Source organism: Hydrogenophaga electricum, assembly GCF_030160815.1.
Taxonomy (GTDB): Bacteria; Pseudomonadota; Gammaproteobacteria; order Burkholderiales; family Burkholderiaceae_C; genus Hydrogenophaga; species Hydrogenophaga electricum.
Genome location: NZ_BSPB01000008.1, coordinates 53,389 through 76,259 on the forward strand (window position 1 = coordinate 53,389; position 22,871 = coordinate 76,259).

General features: G+C 67.8%; 20 protein-coding genes. 2 read left to right on the forward strand and 18 right to left on the reverse strand.

Translation table 11 applies throughout. The features are described from left to right. Position 1: 1 nt before the first annotated feature. From murD to dapF, 18 genes are all read right to left on the reverse strand, one after another. The gene (gene murD / locus QQK43_RS07350) at positions 2-1,813 is read right to left on the reverse strand and encodes a UDP-N-acetylmuramoyl-L-alanine--D-glutamate ligase (protein WP_284307230.1); all 1,812 of its coding nucleotides are present in this window, start codon (positions 1,811-1,813) and stop codon (positions 2-4) included. Then, entirely contained in the window at positions 1,810-2,988 is a 1,179-nt protein-coding gene (gene mraY / locus QQK43_RS07355) for a phospho-N-acetylmuramoyl-pentapeptide-transferase (protein ID WP_284307231.1), read from the reverse strand. The genes murD and mraY overlap by 4 nt, the downstream gene beginning before the upstream one ends. Beyond that, complete coding sequence (locus QQK43_RS07360; RefSeq protein WP_284307232.1) at positions 2,978-4,405, reverse strand: UDP-N-acetylmuramoyl-tripeptide--D-alanyl-D-alanine ligase; 1,428 nt, start codon at positions 4,403-4,405, stop codon at positions 2,978-2,980. Before QQK43_RS07360 ends, mraY begins: the two co-directional genes overlap by 11 nt. Next, positions 4,402-5,937: a UDP-N-acetylmuramoyl-L-alanyl-D-glutamate--2,6-diaminopimelate ligase gene (locus QQK43_RS07365; protein ID WP_284307233.1), complete on the reverse strand. Its 1,536-nt coding sequence runs from the start codon at positions 5,935-5,937 to the stop codon at positions 4,402-4,404. The genes QQK43_RS07360 and QQK43_RS07365 overlap by 4 nt, the downstream gene beginning before the upstream one ends. Next, entirely contained in the window at positions 5,937-7,673 is a 1,737-nt protein-coding gene (locus QQK43_RS07370; RefSeq protein WP_234265624.1) for a peptidoglycan D,D-transpeptidase FtsI family protein, read from the reverse strand. The genes QQK43_RS07365 and QQK43_RS07370 overlap by 1 nt, the downstream gene beginning before the upstream one ends. Beyond that, on the reverse strand, positions 7,670-7,966 hold the full coding sequence (gene ftsL / locus QQK43_RS07375) for a cell division protein FtsL (RefSeq protein WP_234265625.1): 297 nt from the start codon (positions 7,964-7,966) through the stop codon (positions 7,670-7,672). Before ftsL ends, QQK43_RS07370 begins: the two co-directional genes overlap by 4 nt. After that, complete coding sequence (gene rsmH, locus QQK43_RS07380) at positions 7,963-8,886, reverse strand: 16S rRNA (cytosine(1402)-N(4))-methyltransferase RsmH (protein WP_234265626.1); 924 nt, start codon at positions 8,884-8,886, stop codon at positions 7,963-7,965. Before rsmH ends, ftsL begins: the two co-directional genes overlap by 4 nt. Positions 8,887-8,894: 8 nt before the next feature. Beyond that, a complete protein-coding gene (gene mraZ / locus QQK43_RS07385) occupies positions 8,895-9,323 on the reverse strand; it encodes a division/cell wall cluster transcriptional repressor MraZ (protein ID WP_284307235.1) in 429 nt (142 codons plus the stop codon). 359 nt (positions 9,324-9,682) lie between these two features. Then, a complete protein-coding gene (gene hslU / locus QQK43_RS07390; protein WP_234265628.1) occupies positions 9,683-11,011 on the reverse strand; it encodes an ATP-dependent protease ATPase subunit HslU in 1,329 nt (442 codons plus the stop codon). Between the two features lie 79 nt (positions 11,012-11,090). Next, a complete protein-coding gene (gene hslV / locus QQK43_RS07395) occupies positions 11,091-11,636 on the reverse strand; it encodes an ATP-dependent protease subunit HslV (RefSeq protein WP_234265629.1) in 546 nt (181 codons plus the stop codon). Between the two features lie 77 nt (positions 11,637-11,713). Then, positions 11,714-13,540, reverse strand: a complete 1,827-nt coding sequence (locus QQK43_RS07400; protein ID WP_284307238.1) for an STAS domain-containing protein — start codon at positions 13,538-13,540, stop codon at positions 11,714-11,716. A gap of 51 nt (positions 13,541-13,591) precedes the next feature. Next, positions 13,592-14,089, reverse strand: coding sequence for an RNA polymerase-binding protein DksA (dksA, locus tag QQK43_RS23650; RefSeq protein WP_326491073.1), 498 nt, complete (start codon positions 14,087-14,089; stop codon positions 13,592-13,594). A 694-nt stretch (positions 14,090-14,783) separates the two neighbouring features. Further along, positions 14,784-15,842, reverse strand: a complete 1,059-nt coding sequence (locus QQK43_RS07410) for a CobW family GTP-binding protein (protein ID WP_284307240.1) — start codon at positions 15,840-15,842, stop codon at positions 14,784-14,786. Between the two features lie 91 nt (positions 15,843-15,933). Beyond that, complete coding sequence (locus tag QQK43_RS07415) at positions 15,934-17,118, reverse strand: class I SAM-dependent rRNA methyltransferase (RefSeq protein ID WP_284307241.1); 1,185 nt, start codon at positions 17,116-17,118, stop codon at positions 15,934-15,936. 45 nt (positions 17,119-17,163) lie between these two features. Then, positions 17,164-17,601 carry a DsrE family protein gene (locus QQK43_RS07420; protein ID WP_234265634.1) on the reverse strand — a complete coding sequence of 146 codons (438 nt, stop codon included), beginning with the start codon at positions 17,599-17,601 and terminating at the stop codon, positions 17,164-17,166. A 121-nt stretch (positions 17,602-17,722) separates the two neighbouring features. Further along, complete coding sequence (locus QQK43_RS07425; RefSeq protein WP_284307242.1) at positions 17,723-18,694, reverse strand: tyrosine recombinase XerC; 972 nt, start codon at positions 18,692-18,694, stop codon at positions 17,723-17,725. 13 nt (positions 18,695-18,707) lie between these two features. Then, on the reverse strand, positions 18,708-19,397 hold the full coding sequence (locus tag QQK43_RS07430) for a DUF484 family protein (protein ID WP_234265636.1): 690 nt from the start codon (positions 19,395-19,397) through the stop codon (positions 18,708-18,710). A gap of 28 nt (positions 19,398-19,425) precedes the next feature. Beyond that, positions 19,426-20,295 carry a diaminopimelate epimerase gene (gene dapF, locus QQK43_RS07435; protein WP_284307243.1) on the reverse strand — a complete coding sequence of 290 codons (870 nt, stop codon included), beginning with the start codon at positions 20,293-20,295 and terminating at the stop codon, positions 19,426-19,428. A 202-nt stretch (positions 20,296-20,497) separates the two neighbouring features. On the opposite strand from dapF, the gene QQK43_RS07440 reads away from it, so the two are divergent. Together QQK43_RS07440 and QQK43_RS07445 are read left to right on the forward strand one after the other, a co-directional pair. After that, entirely contained in the window at positions 20,498-21,508 is a 1,011-nt protein-coding gene (locus QQK43_RS07440; RefSeq protein WP_284307244.1) for an ABC transporter ATP-binding protein, read from the forward strand. A 53-nt stretch (positions 21,509-21,561) separates the two neighbouring features. Next, the gene (locus tag QQK43_RS07445; RefSeq protein ID WP_234265639.1) at positions 21,562-22,848 is read left to right on the forward strand and encodes an ABC transporter substrate-binding protein; all 1,287 of its coding nucleotides are present in this window, start codon (positions 21,562-21,564) and stop codon (positions 22,846-22,848) included. Positions 22,849-22,871: the final 23 nt, after the last annotated feature.

A 22,871-nucleotide genomic window follows, 5' to 3' on the forward strand; every position in this document is an offset into this window, starting at 1 on the left:
CTCACAGGCCCCCTCCCAGTTCCACGCCCCGATCGACCGCCAACGCCTGCACGGCGTCGACGAAGACACGGGCCCGGTGCCCGTAGTTCTCGAACATGTCCAGACTGGCGCAGGCGGGCGAGAGCAGCACCGCGTCGCCGGAACGGGCCCAGGCCGCGCACTGCTGCACCGCCTCGGGCAGGCTGGCGGCGTCGGCCATCTCGACCCCTGCCTGTTGCGCTTCGGCGCCGATCTGCGCCCGGATACGCGCGGCGTCGCGGCCGATGAAGACCACCGCGCGCGCGTGGCGCGCCACCGGCGCCGCCAGGGGCGTGAAATCCTGGCCCTTGCCGTCGCCCCCCAGGATCACGACCAGGCGGCGCTCCGCGCCAAGGCCGCTGATCGCCGCCAGCGTGGCACCGACGTTGGTGCCCTTGCTGTCGTCGAAGTACTCGACCTCGTCGACGATGCCGACCGGTTCGACCCGGTGCGGCTCGCCGCGGTATTCGCGCAGCCCGTGCAGCATGGGCGCCAGCGGCGCGCCGGTCGACGTGGCCAGCGCCAGCGCGGCCAGCGCGTTGGCGGCGTTGTGGCGGCCGCGGATGCGCAGCGCATCGGCCGGCATGAGGCGCTGCAGGTACAGCTCCTCCTCGTCGTCGGCGCGGCCCCGCTTGCGGGTTTCGTCCAGCGCCAGCGCCCGCACCAGCCATTCCATGCCATTGACCGCTTCCAGCCCCCAGTCGCCGGCGCGCGAGGGCAAGTCCAGGCCGAAGCTGCTCCAGGGCCGGGCGCTTTGCTGGCGATTGCGACCGCTGATCTTGACCGTCACCAGCCCCGGCTTCATTCCCAGCACCTGGGGGTCGTCGCGGTTGAGCACCATCAGCGCCTGCTGACCGAAGGCCGCGGCCTTGGCCCCGGCGTAGGCAGCCATCGACCCATGCCAGTCGAGATGGTCTTCGGTGATGTTGAGCACCGTCGCGGCCGTCGGCACCGCGTCCCAGTCGCCACCGGCCGTGCCGTCGAGCTGGAAGCTCGACAGCTCCAGCACCCAGACCTGCGGCAGGTGCGGCGGCTCGGGCGGCGGCGGGGGTGGCGGGGCGATCAGGGGCGCGACCTCGACGTCGGCCTCGGGTTCGACCGGCTCGGCGGTGTCGTCGGCGACCGGCGCGGCCACCTCCGGGCTGGCGGCTGCGTCGGCAGCCTCCGCGCTGTCGGGGGACGCGTTGTCGACCGCCACCGACACGTCGCCCTCGGCCACCGGTTCGATCACGTCGGCTTGCGCCGCTTGCGCTGCGGCCTCGGCATCCGCCTGCGCTTCGGCAGCCAGCGCCTCGCCCAGCACATCCAGCAGGGCCGGACCGATGTTGCCGGCCACCGCCACGCGCAGGCCGGCGCGCTCGAGCAGCAGGCCAGTGAGCGAGGTGACCGTGGTTTTGCCGTTGGTGCCCGTGATCGCCAGCACCTTCGGCCGGTAAGGCCAGGCTTCGCGCGCGCCCAGTTCGCGCAGGGCGGCGGCAAACAGGTCCAGCTCGCCCACCAGCGGCACGCCGTGTTCGGCGGCCCAGGCGCGCACGGGCGCCAGTTGCGCTGGTGGCAGTCCTGGGCTGCGGGCAATGAGCTGCCAGGTCCCGCTGCCGAGCAAGCCCTCGTCGAAGGCCCCGGCCACGAACGCCACCGCCGGGCATTCGGCCTGCAGCCGCGCCAGCGACGGCGGCGCAGGCCGGGTGTCGGCCACGGTCACCCGGGCGCCCTGGACCGCGCACCAGCGCGCCATGGACAGGCCGGAGATGCCCAGGCCGAGGATGAGAACGTGTTGGTCCTGGAGCGTGTTCATCGGAGCTTGAGCGTGGACAAGCCGATCAGGCACAGCAACATGGTGATGATCCAGAAGCGGACCACCACCTGGGTTTCCTTCCACCCCTTCTTCTCGAAGTGGTGGTGCAGCGGCGCCATCTGGAACAGGCGGCGCCCCTGGCCGTATTTCTTCTTGGTGTACTTGAACCAGCTCACCTGCAGCATCACGGACAGCGCTTCAACCACGAAGATGCCCCCCATGACGGCGAGCACGATTTCCTGGCGCACGATGACGGCGATGGTGCCCAGCGCGCCCCCGAGCGCGAGCGCACCGACGTCGCCCATGAAGACCTGGGCCGGGTGGGTGTTGAACCAGAGAAACGCCAACCCGGCACCCGCCATGGCGGCGCAGAACACCAGCAGTTCGCCCGCCCCCGGAATGTGCGGCACCAGCAGGTAGCGCGCAAAGACCGCATTGCCGGTGACGTAGGCGAAGATGCCCAGCGCCGACCCCACCATCACCACCGGCATGATGGCCAAGCCGTCGAGCCCGTCGGTCAGGTTGACCGCATTGCTGGAGCCGACGATGACCAGGTAGGTCATGACCACAAACCCGAACACGCCCAGCGGGTAGGCCACTTCCTTGAAAAAGGGCACCATCAGACCGGAGTGCGGCGGCAGCTCCAGGGTGAAGCCCGACGCAACCCAGTCGAAGAACAGCTCCAGCACGCGCAGGTTGTTGGTTTCAGCCACGCTGAAGGCCAGGTAAAACGCGGCCACCAGGCCGATGACGGACTGCCAGAAATACTTCTCGCGCGAGCGCATGCCTTCCGGGTCCTTGCGCACCACCTTGCGCCAGTCGTCGACCCAGCCGATGGCGCCAAACCCGAAGGTCACCAGCATCACGATCCAGACGAAGCGGTTCGTCAGGTCGAACCACAGCAGCGTCGCCAGCGCGATCGCAAACAGGATGAGCACCCCGCCCATAGTGGGCGTGCCGCCTTTGCTCAGGTGGGTCTGCATGGCGTATTCGCGGATCGGCTGACCGATCTTGAGCGCGCTCAGGCGCCGGATGAAATACGGCCCGGCCACCAGCCCGACGATGAGCGCGGTCATCGCGGCCATCACGGCGCGAAAAGTCAGGTACTGGAAAACGCGCAGAAAGCCGAATTCCGGGCCGAGGCCCTGCAGCCACTGGGCCAGACTAAGCAGCATCGATCGGTTCCTTCCGCAAGGGTTCTTGGGCGGCAGCCTGCAGCGCCTGGACCACGCGCTCCATGCGCATGAAGCGCGAGCCCTTGACCAGCACACTGGCCACCCCGTTGGCCGGGGTCACCACCGCGGCCGCCACCCAGGCCGCAAGTTCGGCGCCGTCGGCCCAGTGGCGCGGCGCCGGCTCACCGGCCGCGGCCAGGGCGGCACAGGCTTCGGCCATCAAGGGGCCGGTGCAGCACACGGCCTCGATGCCGCAGGCCCGGGCATGGCGCAGCACTTCCAGGTGGAAAGCCAGCCCCCGGTCACCGACCTCGCCCATGTCGCCCAGCACCAGCCAGCGCGGCGCCGGCAGTTCGGCGAGCACGTCGACCGCGGCCAGCATGGAGTCGGGGTTGGCGTTGTAGGTGTCGTCCACCAGGGTGATATGGCGGCCCGGCAGGGACAGTGCCAGCGCGCGCGAGCGCCCGCCCACGGGCTCGAAGCGATCCAGGCCGGCGGCCACCTGTTCGGGGGCCACACCCGCCGCCAGCGCACAGGCCGCCGCCGCGAGCGCGTTGCGCACGTTGTGCCGCCCAGCGATGTGCAGCCGGCAGCGCAGATCGCCCGCCGGGGTTTGCAGGTGCAGCGCCCACGCGCCCGCCTCCCACCGCGCGGCCAGCACCCGCAGATCGGCCGCCGTATCGTGGTCGCTGAAGGTCAGCGTCCGGCGGCGGCCCGCCAGTTCGCGCCACACGGGGGTGTAGGCATCGTCGCTGGGGAAGACGGCCACGCCCTCCGCACCCAGCGCGCTGAGGACCTGCCCGTTTTCGCGCGCCACGGCCTCCACCGTGCCCATGAATTCCTGGTGCTCGCGCTGGGCGTTGTTGACCAGGGCCACGGTGGGCCGCGCGAGCGCGGCCAGGTAGCCGATTTCGCCCGGGTGGTTCATGCCCAGTTCCACCACCGCGAGGCGGTGCTGCGGCCGCAGGCGCAGCAGCGTCAGCGGCACACCGATGTCGTTGTTCAGGTTGCCCTGGGTCGAATGCGCCTGTTCGCCGGCCGCGACCCGCAGGATGGACGCGACCATCTGGGTCACGGTGGTCTTGCCGTTGCTGCCCGTCACCGCGATCAGCGGCAGGCTGAATTGCGCGCGCCACAGCGCGGCCAGCTCGCCCAGCGCGAGCCGGGTGTCGGGCACTTCCACACCAGGCAACCCGGCCGCCGTCAGCCCACCGTTCGCGATCGCGGCCACGGCCCCGGCGGCACCCGCCTGGGGCAGGAACGTGTTGGCATCGAAACGCTCGCCGCGCAGGGCGACGAAGAGGTCACCCGGCTGCAGGCTGCGGGTATCGGTGTGCACGCGCACGATGGGGGCGATCACCTCGCCTTGCGGGCGCGCACCCTTGAGCAGGGGCAACAGTTCGGCAAAAGACTTCATGCCGCCGCTCCTTCGACCGCCCGGCGCGCCAGCGCCATTTGGGCCTGCTCGTGATCGGAGAACGGGCGCTTGACGCCCATCACCTCCTGGTAATCCTCGTGCCCCTTGCCGGCGATCAGCACCACATCGGCCACCGCCGCTGCCTGCACCGCCAGGGTGATGGCGGCAGCCCGGTCGGGCTCGATGCGCGCCGCGTCCGGCCGCGCCAAACCCGCGCGCATCTGCGCCAGGATCGCCAGGGGATCTTCGCTGCGCGGGTTGTCGCTGGTGAGCACCACACGATCGGCCTCGCGCTCGGCCACGTCCGCCATCAGCGGCCGCTTGCCCGGATCGCGATCACCACCGCAACCGGCGACCACCCACAACACACCACCGCGCTGGCGCGCCAGCGGCTGCACGGCCTGGAGGGCCTTTTCCAGCGCGTCGGGCGTGTGGGCGTAGTCGACCAGCACCAGCGGACGGCCTTCGCGCGCATCCACCTGCGCCATACGGCCCGGCACCGGGGTCAGCGCGGCGCAAGCGGCCACCGCGTCGGCCAGCGGCACCCCGAGGGCGCGCGCTGCGGCCAGCACGCCCAGCAGGTTGCTCACGTTGTAGGCCCCCACCAGCGGCAGGCTCAGCGCAAGCCGCGCCCGCTCGGCACCGGCCGCATCGGCCTCGACCAGATCGAACGCCATGCCTTGCGTGGTGAAGCGCAGACCCTGCGCCGACAGACGGGCCGGGGCACCGATGGCCAGCGTCCATACGTCCACACCGGCGCGCGCACCCAGCCGTTCGGCCAACCCACGCCCCTGGGCATCGTCGAGGTTGACCACCGTCGCCTGCAGGCCCGGCCAGTCGAACAGGGCTTGCTTGGCGTCCCAGTAGGCGGCCATGCTGCCGTGGAAGTCCAGGTGGTCCTGCGTGAAATTGGTGAACACCGCCACCCGCACCCTCACGGCATTGAGCCGGCCTTCGACGAGGCCGATGGACGAGGCTTCGATGGCGCAGGCACGGGTGCCGGCATCAACCAGTCCGCGCAGGCGCTGCTGCAGCAGAACCGGGTCGGGCGTGGTCAGACCGGTGGGCACCAGGCTGTGCCCCGACTGTCCGGCCAGCGGCGGCCGGCCAATGCCCAGCGTGCCCACCACCGCGCACGGCCGGTCCAGCGCCGACAGCAACTGGGCCATCCACCAGGCGGACGAGGTCTTGCCGTTGGTGCCGGTGAAGGCCACCACGTCCATGGCCGCGCTCGGGTCTTGGGCATAAGCACTGGCGATGGGACCGGCCAGCGCTTTGAGCCCCGGCACGGCAACGATGCGCGCGTCGTCGAAGCCGTAGGCCTCGACACCCGCCTGTTCGACCAGCACGGCTGCGGCGCCGGCCTGCAGCGCGGCCGCCACGAAGCGGCGGCCATCGGTCGCCGCGCCCGGCCAGGCGACGAAGCCATCGCCGGCTTGCACCTGGCGGCTGTCGCAATGCAACGCGCCGCGAACGCGCGCGCGCAGCCAGTGAGCGATCCGGGCCGGGTCGTGCATCAGGGTGGTCGCCATCAGAACGACTCCTCCACCGCCTCGGTCACGATCTGCGGCTTGACGTTCATGTCGGGCTGCACACCCATGATGCGCAGCGTCTGCTGCACCACTTCGCTGAACACCGGCCCGGCCACGGTGCCGCCGTAGTAGGCACCGGCACTGGGCTCGTCGATCATCACCGCGACGATGATGCGCGGCTTGTCGATCGGCGCCATGCCCGTGAACCACGAACGGTACTTGCCGGAGGCGTAACCCTTGCCGACCTGCTTGCGCGCCGTGCCCGATTTGCCGCCCACCGAATAGCCCACAGTCTGTGCCTTCTGGCCGGTACCGCCCGGGCCCGTGGCCAGCCACAGCATGTGCCGCACCTTGGCCGCGTTGTCGGCGGAAAACACGCGCGTGCCCGTGGCCGGCTCCGGCGACTTGAGGATGGTCACGGGGATGATGCTGCCGTCGTGCGCAAACGCCGTGTACGAGCGCGCCATCTGGAACAGCGACGCCGACAGGCCGTAGCCATAGGACATGGTCGCCTGCTCGACCGGCTTCCAGCTCTTCCAGGGCCGCAGACGGCCGCCGACCACGCCGGGGAATTCGACCTGCGGCTTCTGACCGTAGCCCAGCGCGGTGTAGAAATTCCACATTTCCTGCGGATTCATGCGCTGGGAGATCTTGAGCGCCCCCACGTTGCTGGACTTCTGGATCACGCCGTCCACGGTGAGCACGCCGTAGTTGTGCGTGTCGCTGATGGTGAAGCCGCCGATGGCGTAACGCCCGGGCGTGGTGTCGATGATCGTCGCGGGCTTGACGCGCCCGAGCTCCAGCGCCGAGGCCACGGTGATCGGCTTCATGGTCGAGCCCGGCTCGAAGGTGTCGGTCAGCGCCCGGTTGCGCAACTGTTCGCCCGACAGCTTCTGGCGCCGATTCGGGTCGTAACTCGGGTAGTTGGCCAGCGCCAGCACCTCGCCGGTCACCGCGTCGAGCACCACCACGCTGCCGGCCTTGGCCTTCTGCGCCGTCACCTGGTCCTTGAGCTTCTGGTAGGCGAAATACTGGACCTTGGAGTCGACGGAGAGTTGCAGATCCGGCCCGTCGACGGGCGGGATCACGTCGCGCACGTCCTCGACCACGCGGCCCAGCCGGTCCTTGATGACCCGGCGCGAACCGTTCTTGCCGGCCAGTTTGGCGTTGAAGGCCAGCTCCACGCCCTCCTGCCCGACATCCTCGACGTTGGTGAAGCCGACCACGTGCGCGGCCGCCTCGCCTTCGGGGTACTGGCGCTTGTATTCGCGGCGCTGGTAGATGCCCTTGATGTCCAGCGCGGCAATCTGCTTGGCGATGGGCTCGTCGACCTGGCGCTTGACCCAGACGAAGGTCTTGTCGTCGTCGGCCAGCCGCTTGCGCAGCTCGGGCAAGGGCATTTCCAGCAGGCGCGCCAGATCGCGCAGCTTGGGATGCTGCTTGTCCACGTCCTCGGGAATGGCCCAGATGCTCTGCGCCACCACGCTGGAAGCCAGCAGCAGGCCATTGCGATCGAAGATGCGGCCCCGGTTGGCCGGCAGCTCCAGCGTGCGTGCGAACCGCACCTCACCCTGGCGCTGGAAGAAATCGTTGCCGATCACCTGCACGTAGACCGCGCGCGCCGCCAGACCGACAAAAGCCAGCGCCAGCCCCGCCACGATGAACTTGCTGCGCCAGACCGGCGTCTTGCTTGCCAACAGGGGGCTGGCACCGTAGTTGATGCTGCGGCGGCTCATGGGGCGCTCCCCCGACCCGTCGCCGACGGCACCGTCGGCGTCACGTATTCGGTGATGCCCGGATGGGCCGGCCGCATCTGCAACTGGCGGGTGGCCAACTGCTGTACCCGTGCCGAGGCCGCCTGGGCGCGTTTTTGCACCTGCAACTGCTCGTGCTCCGCATCCAGCCGGCGCGTCTGGGCGTTGGCGCGGTCCAGCGCGGCGTACAGCCGGCGCGATTCGTACTGCGTGTGCACCAGGTAGAAGGCGCTCACGATCACCGCGGCCAGCAGCATGAGGTTGAGGCGGATCATGCGGCCACCTCCGTGCGGGTCGCCACCCGCATCACGGCGCTGCGCGCACGCGGGTTGGCCTGCACCTCGGCAGCCGAGGGCATGATCCGGTGCACCTCGGCCAGCCGGGTCGGGGGCGGTTCGGCGAACGGGGCGCGGCGATCCACCACGGCGCGCGAATGGCCCGCCATGAACTGTTTGACCATGCGGTCTTCCAGGGAGTGGAAACTGATCACCACCAGCCGACCTCCGGGACGCAGCACCTGCAGGCTGGCCGTCAGCGCCTGTTGCAGCTCTTCAAGCTCGGCGTTGATGAAAATCCGAAGAGCCTGAAATGTGCGCGTTGCAGGGTCCTTGCCCGGCTCGCGGGTTTTGACCGCGCCAGCCACGACTTCGGCCAGCTCGCCGGTGGTTCGAATAGGGCCCCGTTCCTGTCGGCGACGATCAATCGCCTTTGCAACCGATTGAGCAAACCGTTCTTCGCCGTATTCACGAATGACCTCCGACAAGGTGGACACATCGGCCGTTTCCAGCCATTGGGCGACGCTCTGGCCGCGCGTGGTGTCCATGCGCATGTCCAGGGGTCCGTCGTTGCGAAAAGAAAAACCCCGGGCGGGGTCGTCGATCTGGGGCGAGCTCACCCCCAGGTCCATCAGCACACCGTCCGCACTGGCTGGCGCCAGCCCGGACAGCAGCCGAAATCCTTCGTGCCTTATGAAAAAGCGGCCATCGCGGGCCGCCAGTTCCTGCGCCACCGCCACCGCCTGTGGATCCTTGTCGAAGGCGGTCAGCCGCCCCTGCGCCGACAGGCGCTGCAGGATGAGCCGCGAGTGCCCGCCCCGACCGAAGGTGGCATCGACGTAGTGCCCTTCGGGCCTGACCGCCAACGCGTCCACCGCCTCGTTCAACAGGACGGTCTGGTGAATCCATGCGTTTTGCACCACCGGCCTCAGAAAGAAAAGTCCTTGAAGACATCGGGCATCTCGCCCTGCATGGCTTCGGCTTCCTGGGCCGCGTAGGTGGCGGCATCCCAGAGTTCGAAATGGTTGCCCATGCCCAGCAGCACGGCATCCTTGCTCAAGCCGGCGGCGGTGCGCAATTCGGGCGAAATCAGCACCCGGCCGCTCGCATCCATGTCCGCATCCATGGCATTGCCCAGGAAGATGCGCTTCCACCACTGGGCCGACATGGGCAGTGCGGCGATGCGCTCGCGGAACTTTTCCCACTCGCCGCGGGGGAAAATCATCAGGCAGCCATGGGGATGCTTGGTGATCGTGATCTGGCCGCCCGCCGTCGCGCTCAGGACGTCACGGTGCCGGGTCGGCACGGAGAGCCGACCCTTGGCATCGAGACTGAGTGAGGAGGCGCCTTGAAACACGGTGTCCTAGCCTAGAAAAACACTTTTCACCACTTAATTGCACTTTTTCCCACTTTATCAGGATTTGATCGCCCCACCCCATGGGAAGCGGTCTTTTTTCACAATGAAATCAATCACTTAGCGTCGATTTGCAAAGTTGATGAGTTCAAAATTCCTGCAAAAGCAAGCACTTACGTGGCTCACTGCATGTGAAGCTTGAAAACCCGTCTTGCCGGAATCTTTGTAACCAGTCGCATCAGATCGACGAACGGGCCACCACCTCCGGCAGGTACCCGACCAGGGACGGCAGGCTGTCCATGGCTGCAGACCACAAAAAAGGCCGGCAAAGCCGGCCTGGAGCACCCGATCACGCCTGAACTTCAGAGGATGTAGCGCGACAGATCCTCGTTGTGACTGAGCTCGCTCAGGCGCGCATCCACATAGGCGGCATCGATGACCACCGACTGCCCTTCCATGCGCGCAGCCCCGAAGCTGACCTCGTCCAGCAGGCGCTCCATCACCGTGGACAACCGGCGCGCACCGATGTTTTCGGTGCGCTCGTTGACGTCGCAGGCGATCTGCGCCAGGCGGCGGATACCCTCGGGCTGGAAGTCGAGCGTGACGCCTTCGGTCGCCAGCAGGGCCTGGTACTGCTTGACCAAGCTGGCATGGGTGCTCGTGAGGATGGCCTCGAAGTCGTCGACCGACAGCGACTGCAGCTCGACCCGGATTGGGAAGCGCCCTTGCAGTTCGGGAATCAGATCGCTCGGCTTGCTCAGGTGGAAGGCCCCCGAGGCAATGAACAGGATGTGGTCGGTCTTGACCATGCCGTACTTGGTCGACACCGTCGTGCCTTCGACCAGCGGCAGCAGGTCGCGCTGCACCCCCTGGCGCGACACCTCGGCACCGCTGCCCTCGCTGCGCGAAGCCACCTTGTCGATCTCGTCGATGAAGACGATCCCGTTCTGCTCCGTGATCTGCAGCGCACGGGTCTTGATGTCGTCCTCGTTGACCAGCTTGCCCGCCTCTTCGTCGATCAGCAGGTCCATCGCCTCGCGGACCTTGAGCTTGCGCTTCTTCTTGCGCTCCTGGCCCAACTGGCTGAACATGCCGCGCAGTTGCTCGGCCATCTCTTCCATGCCCGCCGGTCCCATGATTTCCATCGCAGGCCGCGGTTCGGCCAGGTCGATCTCGATCTCGCGATCATCCAGCAACCCCTCGCGCAGCTTCTTGCGAAAGGCCTGGCGGGCGGCGTTGTCCGGTGTGGGCTGCGGCTCGGTGCCCACACTGCGCGGAGGCGGCACCAGCACGTCGAGGATGCGCTCCTCGGCCGCGTCCTCGGCACGCATGCGCTGCTTGCGCATGTCGGCCTCGCGAACCTGCTTGACCGCCATTTCGACCAGGTCACGGATGATGCTGTCCACATCCTTGCCCACGTAGCCGACTTCGGTGAATTTGGTCGCCTCGACCTTGATGAACGGCGCATCGGCCAGCCGGGCCAGTCGGCGCGCGATCTCGGTCTTGCCCACGCCGGTGGGGCCGATCATCAGGATGTTCTTGGGTGTGATCTCCGGCCGCAGCTTCTCGTCGACCTGCTGGCGCCGCCAGCGGTTGCGCAGCGCGATGGCCACGGCACGCTTGGCGCCGTTCTGGCCAATGATGAAGCGATCGAGCTCGGAGACGATCTCCTGGGGGGTCATGGAAGACATGGGTGTTCTGCGTTGGGGAGTGTGGCGCCGGGCCGGGAGAGATTCGCGCTGAACGCCCGACGTCCAACGCGAAGCCCGATCAAAGCACCTCGATGGTGTGGCTCATGTTGGTGTAGATGCACAGCTCGCCCGCGACCTTCAGCGATTCGCGCACCACGTCTTCGGCGCTGAGCTGCGTGTGGTCGATCAGGGCCTTCGCCGCCGACTGGGCATAGGCACCGCCCGAGCCGATGGCCACGATGCCGTGTTCGGGCTCCAGCACGTCGCCATTGCCGGTGATGATCAGGCTGGCACTGTGGTCGGCCACGGCCAGCATGGCTTCCAGACGTCGCAGCACGCGGTCGGTGCGCCAATCCTTGGTCAGCTCGACCGCTGCGCGCGTCAGATGCCCCTGGTGCTTCTCCAGCTTAGCCTCGAAGCGCTCGAACAAGGTGAAGGCGTCGGCCGTGGCCCCGGCAAAACCGGCCAGCACCTTGCCGTGATAAAGCTTGCGCACCTTGCGCGCCGTGCCCTTGACGACGATGTGGCCGAGGGTGACCTGGCCGTCACCGCCGATGGCGACTTGAACCCCTTCGGGGGTGGGCCTGCGCACGCAGACGATGGTGGTGCCGTGAAACTGTTCCATGGCGGTGCAGATGGGGATGGAAAAGCCAAAAACAAGACCGCCCCGAAAGGCGGTCCGTACCGGGTGTCGGGCTGCGCTCAGTCGTTGCGCACCACGACCTTGGCGTATTCGGTGATACCGATGACGTGGAAGAAGGCCGAAACCAGCCGGTGCACGTCCACGAACTGCACCATACGCCCTTGGGCATGGTGGCCCGAGACCCAGTTGAGCAGCGTGCCGGCGGCCGAAAAATCGACCCGGATCAGGTTGCGGCAGGAGATGATGAGCACATCCGCCCCCTGGAGACGCGCTTCCAGGGCTTCGAGCATGGCCTGGGGGTCGCCCCGGATTTCACCGGACAGCTCCACCAGCCCGAGATGGTTCAGGCCCGAACTCTGTCCGTCGAACATCGATTCCTGCGGCAGCGTGGAGACCCCGGGAACCGGCTCGATCACGGACTCGCCGAGCACCGACATCCCCGACTCGCCCTGCCCCGTGGATATGCCCATGAAATGGCAGCGGGGCTTCTCCCAGCCAGGCGGTGACACCTCGTAAGTCACGCAGAAATCGAGCGCGGTCAACTCGAACTCGTCCGGCCGGCCCATCACCCGCAGCGCCGCCATCCGCAGTTCCCACCAGAGCTGCTCCACATCGCGGCGCCCCGAGGGCGTGAGGCTCTTGAGCAGGTCGCTCAGCCGCGCAGAGCCCAAAAAGCGCAACTCCACTTCCTGGTCGCCCCAGAGCGAGAACAGTCCCAGCAGGGCGCGGGCGGCCTTGACATCAATACTCTCCAGCGGCGTCCAGTCCAGCACCCAGGGCTGGGCAACCCGCAGGAGCACGTTCTGCAGCGTCCCGACCGCGTGCGCATCCAGTTCCGGCTCGCTCACCCAGACCGCCTTGGTCGACACACTGGACGGGGTGTAGGACCGCCCGGTCATGTCGGTCACCGCCCCCGGCATGTCGTACCACTGCGGCGCTGAGCGGCCGAAACGGTTGACGAAATCCACCGCGCGGCTTTCGAAAGGCGCCAGTTGGCCGGTCGCGCGGTACAGATCGAACATGGCCAGCCAGCCATCCACCTGGTCCGCTTTGGCGCCGCCCTCTCCCAGCGACTCGACCAGACCCTGTTCGGCGCCGGCATCATCGCCATTGGCGAAGCGGATCGCGGCCTCTTCGACCTCCGGATCCTGGGCAATTTCCTGCACATCCAGCGCGTAGAAGTGCGACGCCGAAAAGCTGGAGTTCCCACCGGTGTCGCCGGACGCCCTGGGGGCCACCAGACCGGTGCGCAATTGCTGGCTGGTGGCCGGCGCCGCCCCTAGCACCGCATCGTCCCGGTAAGACGGGGCCGCCGGCGCCGCCGGCTGCCGAACTGTCGAGTTCGGCTTTGTGGGCGGCGGATCGAGCGTCAGGGGCGCGGCCTCGGTTTCGTTGTACTGCGCCTGCCGACGCCGGGCTTCCGCCTGCTGCCGCTGGGCGTTTTCCGCCTGCGGCTGCGAAGCTGCGCCATCGGCAGACGGCGTGCCCGAGTGCAGCCCCGAACCCGTGGTGGTCAGGGAGTCCGGCCCCTTGGTCTTCCACCACTGCATGGACATCTGCGCCTCGATCTCGTCGATCTTCTTGAGCGTCATGGCCCGGTCGTCCGGTTTGGACGGCAGGCTGCTCTGGAAAAAGGACGGTCGCACGCCCGGCCCCTGGTGTTCGGAGGCTTCGCGGCTGCGGATCTTGCGCAGCATGTCGAACTCACGACGCCGCACAAAGTCGTTGCGGCGCTTGCGCTCGATCATCTCCTTGAGAGCCGCCTTCGAATACTCGCTTTCGCGGTCCGCACTGCGGGTGTCCAGGTCCGACCAACTGGTGGTGGGGTGGCGAACGAACTTCACCACCTTGGAGAGGAAACCGCCGCCGGAATCGTCCTTGGCCATGGAATGCGTGTGAAAGAGGAGGTGGCTCGAAGAAGGCGGCGATCCGCAGGATCAATCGCCGAACATCTTCTGCTTGAGTTCGCGACGCTGCTGCGCTTCCAGCGAGAGACTGGCCGTGGGCCGGGCCATCAGGCGCCCGACACCGATCGGTTCACCGGTCTCTTCGCAGTAACCATAGTCGCCCGCGTCGATCCGCGCAATGGCCTGCTCGATCTTCTTGAGCAGCTTGCGCTCGCGGTCGCGGGTGCGCAGTTCCAGCGCGTGCTCTTCCTCGATAGTGGCGCGGTCGGCCGGATCGGGCACCACCACGGTGTCCTCGCGCAAGTGCTCGGTGGTCTCGCCGGCATTGGCCAGCATGTCGGCCTTGAGCTGCTGCAACTTGCGGCGGAAAAACGCCAGTTGCACGTCGTTCATGTATTCGCTGTCGGGCATCGCCAGCACATCCTGGTCGACCAGTTGGTCGAGCGCCAGGGTTTTCCAGTTGTTGGCCCGTTTCGGGTCTTTCTGGAGAGAGGCGGGTGCGGGAGGGGTCATTACTCGTTCGCTCATGGTGAAAAACGTCGCCTTGGCGGCGTCGGGTGCATGGGTGGGGACCACCTCGGGCTGGGGCGGCGGCACCTTGGACACCTTGCGGGGTGCCCGGGGTGCCGGAGCGCGTGGCTCGACAGGCGCAATGATAGGCGCAGGAGGCGCCACCACCGCGGTCCGCGCGGGGCCAGCCACGGACGGAGAAAGCTCTTTCGCCGGGCCCCGCTCCGGCGTCCCTTTCGAAGACGCGGCAGGCAGAGCCACTGGCCGGGAATCGCTCCCCTTCTTGGCCGGCTTCGCGGTCTTCACCGCCGCACTGGCCGGACCCGCCTTCGCCACCGGCTTGGCAGACGCGCGCGGCCGTGATTCGGGAGGGGCCACTGCCTTGTCCGCCTTTTTGGCGGGAACGGCGGCCCGTGCGGCCGGCTTGGCGGACGCACGCCCCTGCACCACCACCGCCCCGGAAGGCTTGGCGGTCTTGGCTGTTGTCCTGCTGGCCGAGGCTTTCACGTGGGCGCTCCTCATTGCTCCTGACGATGCACGGTCTTCAGGCTGCACCTCCAGGAAGCAAAAACGCTTGCCGCCAGGAGGACCGGACGATGACGAGCCGCCGGCTCATCAACTTGGGCCGCGATTGTAGCCATGCATCGGCGGCGGCCTGCGAGAAAAAACGGACAAAGTCAACCGTCCGTTGGCAAGGCGAGACACCCAGACCTCAGACCAGCGACTGGTCCAGCCCCTGGACCAGGATGTCGCGCGGCAAATCGATGCCGATGAACACCATCTTGCTCACGCGCGGCTCACCTTCGGCCCACTGCGGCCCCAGGTCGCTGCCCATGAGTTGGTGCACGCCCTGGAAAATGACCTTGCGCTCGGTCCCCTGCATCGCCAGCACCCCCTTGTAGCGCAGCATGCGCGGGCCATAGACCTGCACGATGGCACCCAGAAAGTCTTCCAGCTTGGCCGGGTCGAAAGGCCGGTCGGCCCGGTAGACGAAGCTCTTCACATCGTCGTCGTGATGGTGGTGGTGTCCGTGACCACCGTGCTGGTGCGAGGGGTGGTTGCAGTGTTCCCCGTGCTCATGCTCATGGTCGTGATGACCATGATCGTGATCGTCGGCCTGGAGGAAGTCCGGGTCGATGTCGAGCTTGGCGTTGAGATTGAAGCCGCGCAGGTCCAGCACTTCCTTGAGCGCCACTTCGCCAAAGTGCACGGGGCGCAGGGCCGCCCGCGGGTTCATGTGCTTGAGACGGTGGGTCAGCGCATCAAGCTCTTCCGCGCTGACCAGATCGGCCTTGCTGACGAAAATCTGGTCGGCAAAGCCCACCTGGCGGCGCGCTTCCTGGCGGTCGTTGAGCTGCTGGGCCGCGTGTTTGGCGTCGACCAGGGTGATGATGGCGTCCAGCAGGTACTGCTCGGCCACCTCGTCGTCCATGAAGAAGGTCTGCGCCACCGGGCCCGGATCGGCCAGGCCCGTGGTTTCGATGATCACGCGCTCGAAATCCAGCTCGCCCTTGCGCTTTTTCTGCGCCAGATCGGTCAGCGTGGCGCGCATATCGTCGCGAATGGTGCAGCAGATGCAGCCATTGCTCATCTGGATGATGTTCTCGTTGGTGTCGGCAACGAGGATGTCGTTGTCGATGTTCTCTTCGCCGAACTCGTTTTCCACGATGGCGATCTTCTGCCCGTGCGCCTCGGTGAGCACGCGTTTGAGCAAAGTGGTCTTGCCCGAACCGAGGAAGCCGGTGAGGATGGTGGCGGGAATCAGTGACATGGCAGAGCAGGTTGCCCGCGAGGCGGGCCTGGGCGTTGGAGAAGGAAGCGGGGCAGTGTAGACCACCCGGCGCCCGCCTGCAGCGACCGATTCAGAGCTGGCGCATCAGCACCAGGCCCTTGAGGTACTCGCCCTCAGGAAAGGCCACGGTCATCGGGTGGTCACAGGCGCCGCCAAGGCGCTGCAGGATGGCCGCATCCACCCCGGCATCGAGCGCGGCCGAGGCCACGATCTTGTGGAAAAGCTCCACCCCAATGCCCCCCGAGCACGAAAACGTGAACAACATGCCGCCCGGTGGCAGCAGCTTGAACGCCAGCCGGTTGAGATCCTTGTAGGCACGCGCGGCCCGCTCGGCGTGCGCCGCCGTGGGGGCGAACTTGGGCGGGTCGAGCACGATGGCGTCGAACTGCCGGCCCTCGGCCACGAACTGGCGCAGCGAGCTGTTGACGTCGGCATCCAGAAACGCGGCGCGGCTCAGGTCCAGACCGTTGAGGCGCAGGTTTTCCCGCGCCTGAGCGAGTGCCGGGCCCGATGAATCGATGGACGTGACATGCCCCGCCCCGCCGGCCAGCGCCGCCACCGAAAAACCGCCCGTGTAGCTGAAGCAGTTGAGCACGGTACCGAACCGCAGCCGCCGCGTGTGCGCGTGCAGCGCCAGACGGCTGTCGCGCTGGTCCAGGTAGTAGCCGGTCTTGTGGCCGGTTGCGATGTCCAGCCCCAGTCGCCAGCCGTGCTCCGTCAGCTCGAACGCGGTCGGCCCGCTGCCGCGCAGCCAGCCCGTCACCTCCGGCAGCCCTTCCAGCGACCGGGCGCTGGCGTCGGAGCGTTCGTACAGCCGCTCGCAGCCGGTCAGCGCGAGCAGCGCGTCGGCAATCACGGATTTCCAGCGTTCCACCCCGGTCGCGCCGAACTGCGCCACCAGCGTGTCGCCGTAACGGTCGACCACCAGGCCCGGCAGGCCGTCGGATTCGCCATGCACCAGCCGCAACCCGTTGCTGTCGATGCCCATGCGCGCGCGCAAGCCGATGGCGCGGCGCAGGGTGTCGTGGAAAAAAGCGGCGTCGATGCGCCGGGCCTCATCGAAGCTCCAGGCCCGCACCCGGATCCGGGACTGCGGCGAGAAAGCGCCCCAGGCCAGAAAGTGCCCGTCGTGGCTCTCCACGCGCACGGTCTCGCCGGCATCGGCCCCGCCTTTGGCAATGGCCCCGTCGAACACCCAGGGGTGGCGCCGCAGCAGCGAGCGCTCTTTGCCGGGCTTGAGTCGGATGATTTTCATCCGGCTATTGTCCGCCCGCCCGGCAGGACGGCCCCAGCAACCGGCTCAGGGCCGCAGGTACACGAAACCTTCCTTGGCCTGCAGGCGCGCCACCTCGGCCACGCCCGAAGGCACCACCTTGGCCTCCATCACCAGCTTGGCGGGATCGATCTTGCGCGAGACCAGGGTGTTGTTGCAGACCCGGAACTCCACGCCGCGCGCCGCCAGCTCGCCGATGGCGCCGGCAAACGGCTGCTCCATCTGGTTGGTGGCGCCTTCGAGCAGGAAGTCGATGCCCAGGCCGTGCGTGACGACCACGATCTTGGCTTTCGGATCGGCGTTGAGGTGGTTGCGGATGTTGTTGATCGCGCGCGAGGCCTGGGGAATGCCCTCGCTCATGTGATAGACCACCTTGATGGCGTCATCGGCGGCATGGGCCGGCGCCGTCAGCGCCAGGAAACAGGCCAGCAGGGCCGTTTTGAGGGTCAGCAGGAAGCGGGTCATGGTGTCTCCGGAATGGGAAAAGGAGGAATCGGCCTCAAAAAGAAGCATGAAACGATATTTGAATTCGATATTGCTTCAAGCCGGGGCCCCGATGCTAGCGGGTAATCCCGGGCGCGCCCGCTCAGGACGATCCGGAGCCCCCACGGCGCGCGCGGGGATGGGCGGCGTCGTACACCCGGGCCAGATGCTGGAAGTCCAGCCGCGTGTAGACCTGCGTGGTGCTGATGCTCGCGTGGCCAAGCAGCTCCTGCACGGCGCGCAGATCGCCACTGGATTGCAGCACGTGACTCGCAAACGAGTGCCGCAGCATGTGCGGATGCACCGGCGTGGCCAGCCCCGCCTGCAGCGAGCGCTGGCGCAGCCGCACGCGGATGTGCTGGGGTGTGAGCCGCTGTCCGTGCTGGCCGATGAACAGGGCTGGTTCGTCCCTGGCCAGCGCGCCACGCACCGCCAGCCAGTGCGCCAGTGCGGCACGCACCGCCTGGCCCAGCGGCACGCTGCGGCGCTTGGCCCCCTTGCCCAGCACGTGCGCCACGCCTTCATCGAGATCGATCCAGCCCCGCGCCCGCGGGCCGGCAGCCACGTCAAGCCCCACCAGTTCACCGATGCGCAGGCCGCCGCCGTACAGCAGCTCGGTGATGCAGGCATCACGCGCCTCCAGCACCGGGTCGTCGTCGGTCTGGCGGTGGGTGGCCAGACCGACCGCTTCATCCACCCCCAGGGCTTTGGGCAGCGGTTTGCCCGCCTTGGGGGCTCGCACCGTCTGCACGGGGTGGTGGGTGATGTGCCCCTGGCGCCCCAGCCAGCCGTAAAAGCCGCGCCAGGCCGACAGCAGCAGCGCCAGACTGCGCGCGCTCAGGCCCTGCCCGTGCATCCGGGCCACCCAGCGGCGCACGTGGTGGTCCTGCACCTGCGCCAGGGGCACGGCGGCGGCTGCGGCGCAGGCGGCGAGCCGCTCCAGGTCGGCCCGGTAGAGCACGAGCGTGCGTTCGGCCAGCCGCTTGTCGACCCGGACATGGGTCAGGTACGCCTCCAGCCAGGCCCGGTCGGCCGCCGCCAAGGCCCCGGATGTGGTGGCGTTTGCGGCCGGCATGGCGGGAGCGGGCTCAGCCCTCGGCGGGCAGCAACCGCGACAGCGCGGCCGCCGACAGCTCGCCGATGCGCTCCAGGAATTCGGTGCCCATGTCGCTGGCGAAGCGCTGCGCGTCGGGCGATGCCAGCACCAGCAGGCCGAAAGCCTGGGCCGGGTCCTCGTGGCGCAACGGAATCAGCGCCAGCGACGCGGCCGCCGCCGGTTCGGCCAACCAGGTGGCCGCTTCCAGGCCGGGATTGCCCCCGCAGTACGGCTTGACCAGCGACGAGGCGAACGCCTGCGCGTCCTCGCTCGTGCCCTGGGCGCAGGGCAGGTCGGCCTGTTCGGGCGACAGCCCCCAGAGCTTGATCGTCACCTGGGGCACGGCGAAGTGGGCGGCGATTTCCCGCGCCACCACGTCGGGCAGGCGGCGGGCGTCGCGGGTGAGCAGCAGTTGCAGCGTCCAGCGCTGCAGGCGATCGGCGATGCCGCTGTTCTCGCTGCCGTGGCGGATCATTTCGGCCGCCTTGAGCTCCAGCCCGCGGATCTTCTCGCGCAGCATTTCGGCCTGGCGCTCCTGCAGGCTCACCGCGCGCTGGCCGTGCGGGCTGGTCAGTTGCACCGACGCGAGCAGACCGGCATGCCGTTCGAAAAAGTCCGGCGTGTTGACCAGGTAGTTGGCGATGTCGTCTTCGGTGATGGGGGGAATGCTGTGCTCGCTCATGCTCGGGAGTATCCAGAAAAGAAGAGGGTCAGGACAGGTCGGGCAGGTCGATCTCGCCCTCGAACACGGTCGTGGCCGGGCCCGTCATGAACACCGGCGCGTCCGGGTTGCCGGCCCATTCGATGGTCAGCACGCCGCCCCGGGTCTGAACATCCACCCGGGCATCCAGCCAGCCCTGGCGGATGCCCGCGACCACGGCGGCACAGGCACCGGTGCCACAGGCCAGGGTCTCGCCCGCACCACGCTCGTACACGCGCAGGCGCACGTGCGAACGGTCCAGCACCTGCAGGAAGCCGGCGTTGACGCGCCGGGGAAAGCAGGCATGGCCCTCGATCTGCGGCCCCCAGGTGCCCACCGGCGCGGCGTCCACGTCGGCCACACGCAGCACCGCATGCGGGTTGCCCATGGACAGCACGGCCACGGGCGCTTCCTCGCCGCCCGCCAGCGGCAGCGGCCAGGCCACCCAGCCGCCCGAGGGCCGCGATGCGAGACCGGCCGGCGCAAAAGGCACCTGCGCCAGATCGAAGATCGGCGGGCCCATGTCGACCGTGACCCGGCCGTCGGGATTGAGCGCGAGGCTGATCGCCCCGTGGTGAACCTTGACCCGCACCGGGTTGTGGGTGGTCAGGCCCTTGTCGTGCACGTAGCGCACGAAGCAGCGGGCGCCATTGCCGCAGTGCTCCACCTCGCCGCCGTCGGCGTTGTGAATCACGTATTCGAAATCCAGGCCGGCGGCGGGCGACGGCCGCACCGACAGGATCTGGTCGGCCCCGACCCCGAAGTGCCGATCGGCCAGAAAGCGGTACTGCGCAGCACTCAGGCCCAGCGGCCCGCGCCTCTCGTCCAGCACCACGAAATCGTTGCCGGCGCCCTGCATCTTGGTGAATCGCACTCGCATGGCCGGATTATCCGCCCACATCGGTGCACCTTCACCCGGAGGGCCGCTGCCGCGTGGTGCACCCCGAATCGGTGCCCCTGCACCAGCCTGCACGCCGGCGGGTACATCCGCCCTGGATGCGCACGATCTTGGGGATTTTTTGTACGCAATCCCCAAAAAATTGCGTACAAAACCATGGCACGGCTTATGCAAGAGCTGGGGCATGGACGCCACCACACCCCCACCCGCTGCCGTCGAACTGATTGCCCTGACCAAACAATACGGTCCGGGCAGCATCGCGGTCGACGCCATCAACCTGCGCATCGCGGCCAACAGCTACTGCTGCCTGCTGGGCCCCTCAGGCTGCGGCAAGAGCACCACGCTGCGCATGATCGCGGGGCACGAGAGCACGACCAGCGGCGACATCCTGCTGGAGAACCGCAACATCACCGACCTGCCTGCCGCCGAACGCGGCACGGCCATGATGTTCCAGAGCTTCGCGCTGTTTCCGCACCTTTCCGCGCTGGACAACGTGGCCTTCAGCCTGAAGATGAAGGGCGTGGCCAAGGCCGAGCGCCAGGCCAAGGCGCAGGACCTGCTGGAGCGCGTTTCCCTGGGCCACCTGGCGCACCGCAAACCCGGTGAACTCTCCGGCGGCCAGCAGCAGCGCGTGGCGCTGGCGCGCGCCCTGATCACCCAGCCGCGCGTGCTGCTGCTGGACGAGCCGCTGTCGGCGCTCGACCCCTTCCTGCGCATCCAGATGCGGGCCGAGTTGCGCCAGTGGCAGAAGGACCTGGGCCTGACCTTCATCCACGTCACCCACAGCCAGGAAGAAGCCATGGCGCTGGCCGACACCATGGTGGTGATGAACCACGGGCTGATCGAGCAGGTCGGCTCGCCCCACGCTGTCTACAACCACCCGGCCAGCGAATTCGTGGCGCGCTTCATGGGCGGGCACAACGTGCTCGACACCACCGCCGGCAAGGTGGCCGTGCGCAACGACCACATCCGGCTCGCGCCGCTGGGCAGCACCGGCTGGGCCGCGACGGTCAGCGACGTCGAATACCAGGGCACCTATGTGCTGCTCGGCCTGCAGCTTGACGGCCGCACGGACAAGGACGGCAGCGTCTCGGTGATGCTGCCCGAAGCCCGCTTCGTGCAGCAGTCCTATGCCACGGGCGACCGGGTCGACCTGAGCTGGGAGCCCAGCCAGGCGCACGTCCTGGCCGCCTGACCCCTCTGCCCTTCTTTCGTTTCCTCCCTCCGCAACCCTCCCAGGAGTTACCCATGTCCGATTCCATCGATTCGAAGTTCAGCGGCGCCGGCATCTCACGCCGCGGCCTGCTGCAAGGCACCGCCGGCATGGCCGGCATCCTCGCCAGCGGCCTGGCCCCCAGCGTGCACGCACAGGACAAGATCACCCTGCGCTACCTGGGCACCGCCGTGAACCAGGACAAGACCATCGCCGAGAAGTTCGAAAAGGACACCGGCATCAAGATCCAGTACGTGGCCGTGACCACCGACGACGTGACCAAGCGCGCCGTCACCGCGCCCAACAGCTTCGACCTGATCGACACCGAGTACTTCTCGCTCAAGAAGATCGTGCCCACCGGCAACCTCAAGGGCATCGACGTCAAGAAGATCAAGAACGCCGACAAGATCACCACGCTGTTCACCACCGGCACCGTGGCCGGCAAGTCCGTCGGTGACCAGGGCACGGCACCCAAGAAGGTGATCTTCCTGGAAGGCGAAAAGAGCAAGGTCTTCGCCAAGAGCCCGACCCAGTTCATGAGCCTGATCCCCACCGTGTACAACGCCGACACGCTGGGCATCCGCCCCGACCTGATCAAGCGCCCGATCTCCAGCTGGGCCGAACTGCTGAACCCCGAATTCAAGGGCAAGGCCGCCATCCTGAACATCCCCTCGATCGGCATCATGGATGCGGCCATGGTGGTGGAGGCCATGGGCATCCACAAGTACGCCGACAAGGGCAACATGACCAAGGCCGAGATCGACCTGACGATCAAGACCCTGATCGAAGCCAAGAAGTCGGGCCAGTTCCGCGCCCTGTGGAAGGACTTCAACGAGTCCGTCAACCTGATGGCCTCGGGCGAGGTGGTGATCCAGTCGATGTGGAGTCCGGCCGTGACCGCCGTGCGCACCAAGGGCATCGACTGCGTGTTCCAGCCGCTCAAGGAAGGCTATCGCGCCTGGGCCGCCGGCTTCGGCCTGCCGGCCACGCTGTCGGGCCGCAAGCTCGACGGCGCCTACGAGTTCATCAACTGGTTCCTCGACGGCTGGGCCGGCGCCTACCTGAACCGCCAGGGCTATTACAGCGCCGTGCTGGAGACCGCCAAGGCCAAGATGGAAGCCTACGAATGGGCCTACTGGATGGAAGGCAAGGCCGCCACGCAGGATATCAAGAGCCCGAACGGCGACGTGTTGGCCAAGGCCGGCGCGGTGCGCGACGGCGGCAGCTACGAAGCGCGCATGGGCGGCATCGCCTGCTGGAACGCGGTCATGGACGAGAACGAGTACATGGTCAGAAAGTGGAATGAATTTGTCGCGGCCTGACGGCCTCCCCCCGCGCCGCGCCT

What these genes read in the sequence shown, in the direction of transcription:
- ftsL (WP_234265625.1), bottom strand. Translation starts at nt 7,966, where the DNA reads ATGATCCGCCTCAACCTCATGCTGCTGGCCGCGGTGATCGTGAGCGCC.
- QQK43_RS07360 (WP_284307232.1), bottom strand. Translation starts at nt 4,405, where the DNA reads ATGAAGTCTTTTGCCGAACTGTTGCCCCTGCTCAAGGGTGCGCGCCCG.
- QQK43_RS07400 (WP_284307238.1), bottom strand. Translation starts at nt 13,540, where the DNA reads ATGGCCAAGGACGATTCCGGCGGCGGTTTCCTCTCCAAGGTGGTGAAG.
- dksA (WP_326491073.1), bottom strand. Translation starts at nt 14,089, where the DNA reads ATGAGCGAACGAGTAATGACCCCTCCCGCACCCGCCTCTCTCCAGAAA.
- QQK43_RS07440 (WP_284307244.1), top strand. Translation starts at nt 20,498, where the DNA reads ATGGACGCCACCACACCCCCACCCGCTGCCGTCGAACTGATTGCCCTG.
- QQK43_RS07370 (WP_234265624.1), bottom strand. Translation starts at nt 7,673, where the DNA reads ATGAGCCGCCGCAGCATCAACTACGGTGCCAGCCCCCTGTTGGCAAGC.
- QQK43_RS07410 (WP_284307240.1), bottom strand. Translation starts at nt 15,842, where the DNA reads ATGTCACTGATTCCCGCCACCATCCTCACCGGCTTCCTCGGTTCGGGC.
- QQK43_RS07430 (WP_234265636.1), bottom strand. Translation starts at nt 19,397, where the DNA reads ATGAGCGAGCACAGCATTCCCCCCATCACCGAAGACGACATCGCCAAC.
- QQK43_RS07425 (WP_284307242.1), bottom strand. Translation starts at nt 18,694, where the DNA reads ATGCCGGCCGCAAACGCCACCACATCCGGGGCCTTGGCGGCGGCCGAC.
- hslV (WP_234265629.1), bottom strand. Translation starts at nt 11,636, where the DNA reads ATGGAACAGTTTCACGGCACCACCATCGTCTGCGTGCGCAGGCCCACC.
- QQK43_RS07365 (WP_284307233.1), bottom strand. Translation starts at nt 5,937, where the DNA reads ATGGCGACCACCCTGATGCACGACCCGGCCCGGATCGCTCACTGGCTG.
- QQK43_RS07420 (WP_234265634.1), bottom strand. Translation starts at nt 17,601, where the DNA reads ATGACCCGCTTCCTGCTGACCCTCAAAACGGCCCTGCTGGCCTGTTTC.
- mraY (WP_284307231.1), bottom strand. Translation starts at nt 2,988, where the DNA reads ATGCTGCTTAGTCTGGCCCAGTGGCTGCAGGGCCTCGGCCCGGAATTC.
- murD (WP_284307230.1), bottom strand. Translation starts at nt 1,813, where the DNA reads ATGAACACGCTCCAGGACCAACACGTTCTCATCCTCGGCCTGGGCATC.
- dapF (WP_284307243.1), bottom strand. Translation starts at nt 20,295, where the DNA reads ATGCGAGTGCGATTCACCAAGATGCAGGGCGCCGGCAACGATTTCGTG.
- hslU (WP_234265628.1), bottom strand. Translation starts at nt 11,011, where the DNA reads ATGTCTTCCATGACCCCCCAGGAGATCGTCTCCGAGCTCGATCGCTTC.
- QQK43_RS07445 (WP_234265639.1), top strand. Translation starts at nt 21,562, where the DNA reads ATGTCCGATTCCATCGATTCGAAGTTCAGCGGCGCCGGCATCTCACGC.
- QQK43_RS07415 (WP_284307241.1), bottom strand. Translation starts at nt 17,118, where the DNA reads ATGAAAATCATCCGACTCAAGCCCGGCAAAGAGCGCTCGCTGCTGCGG.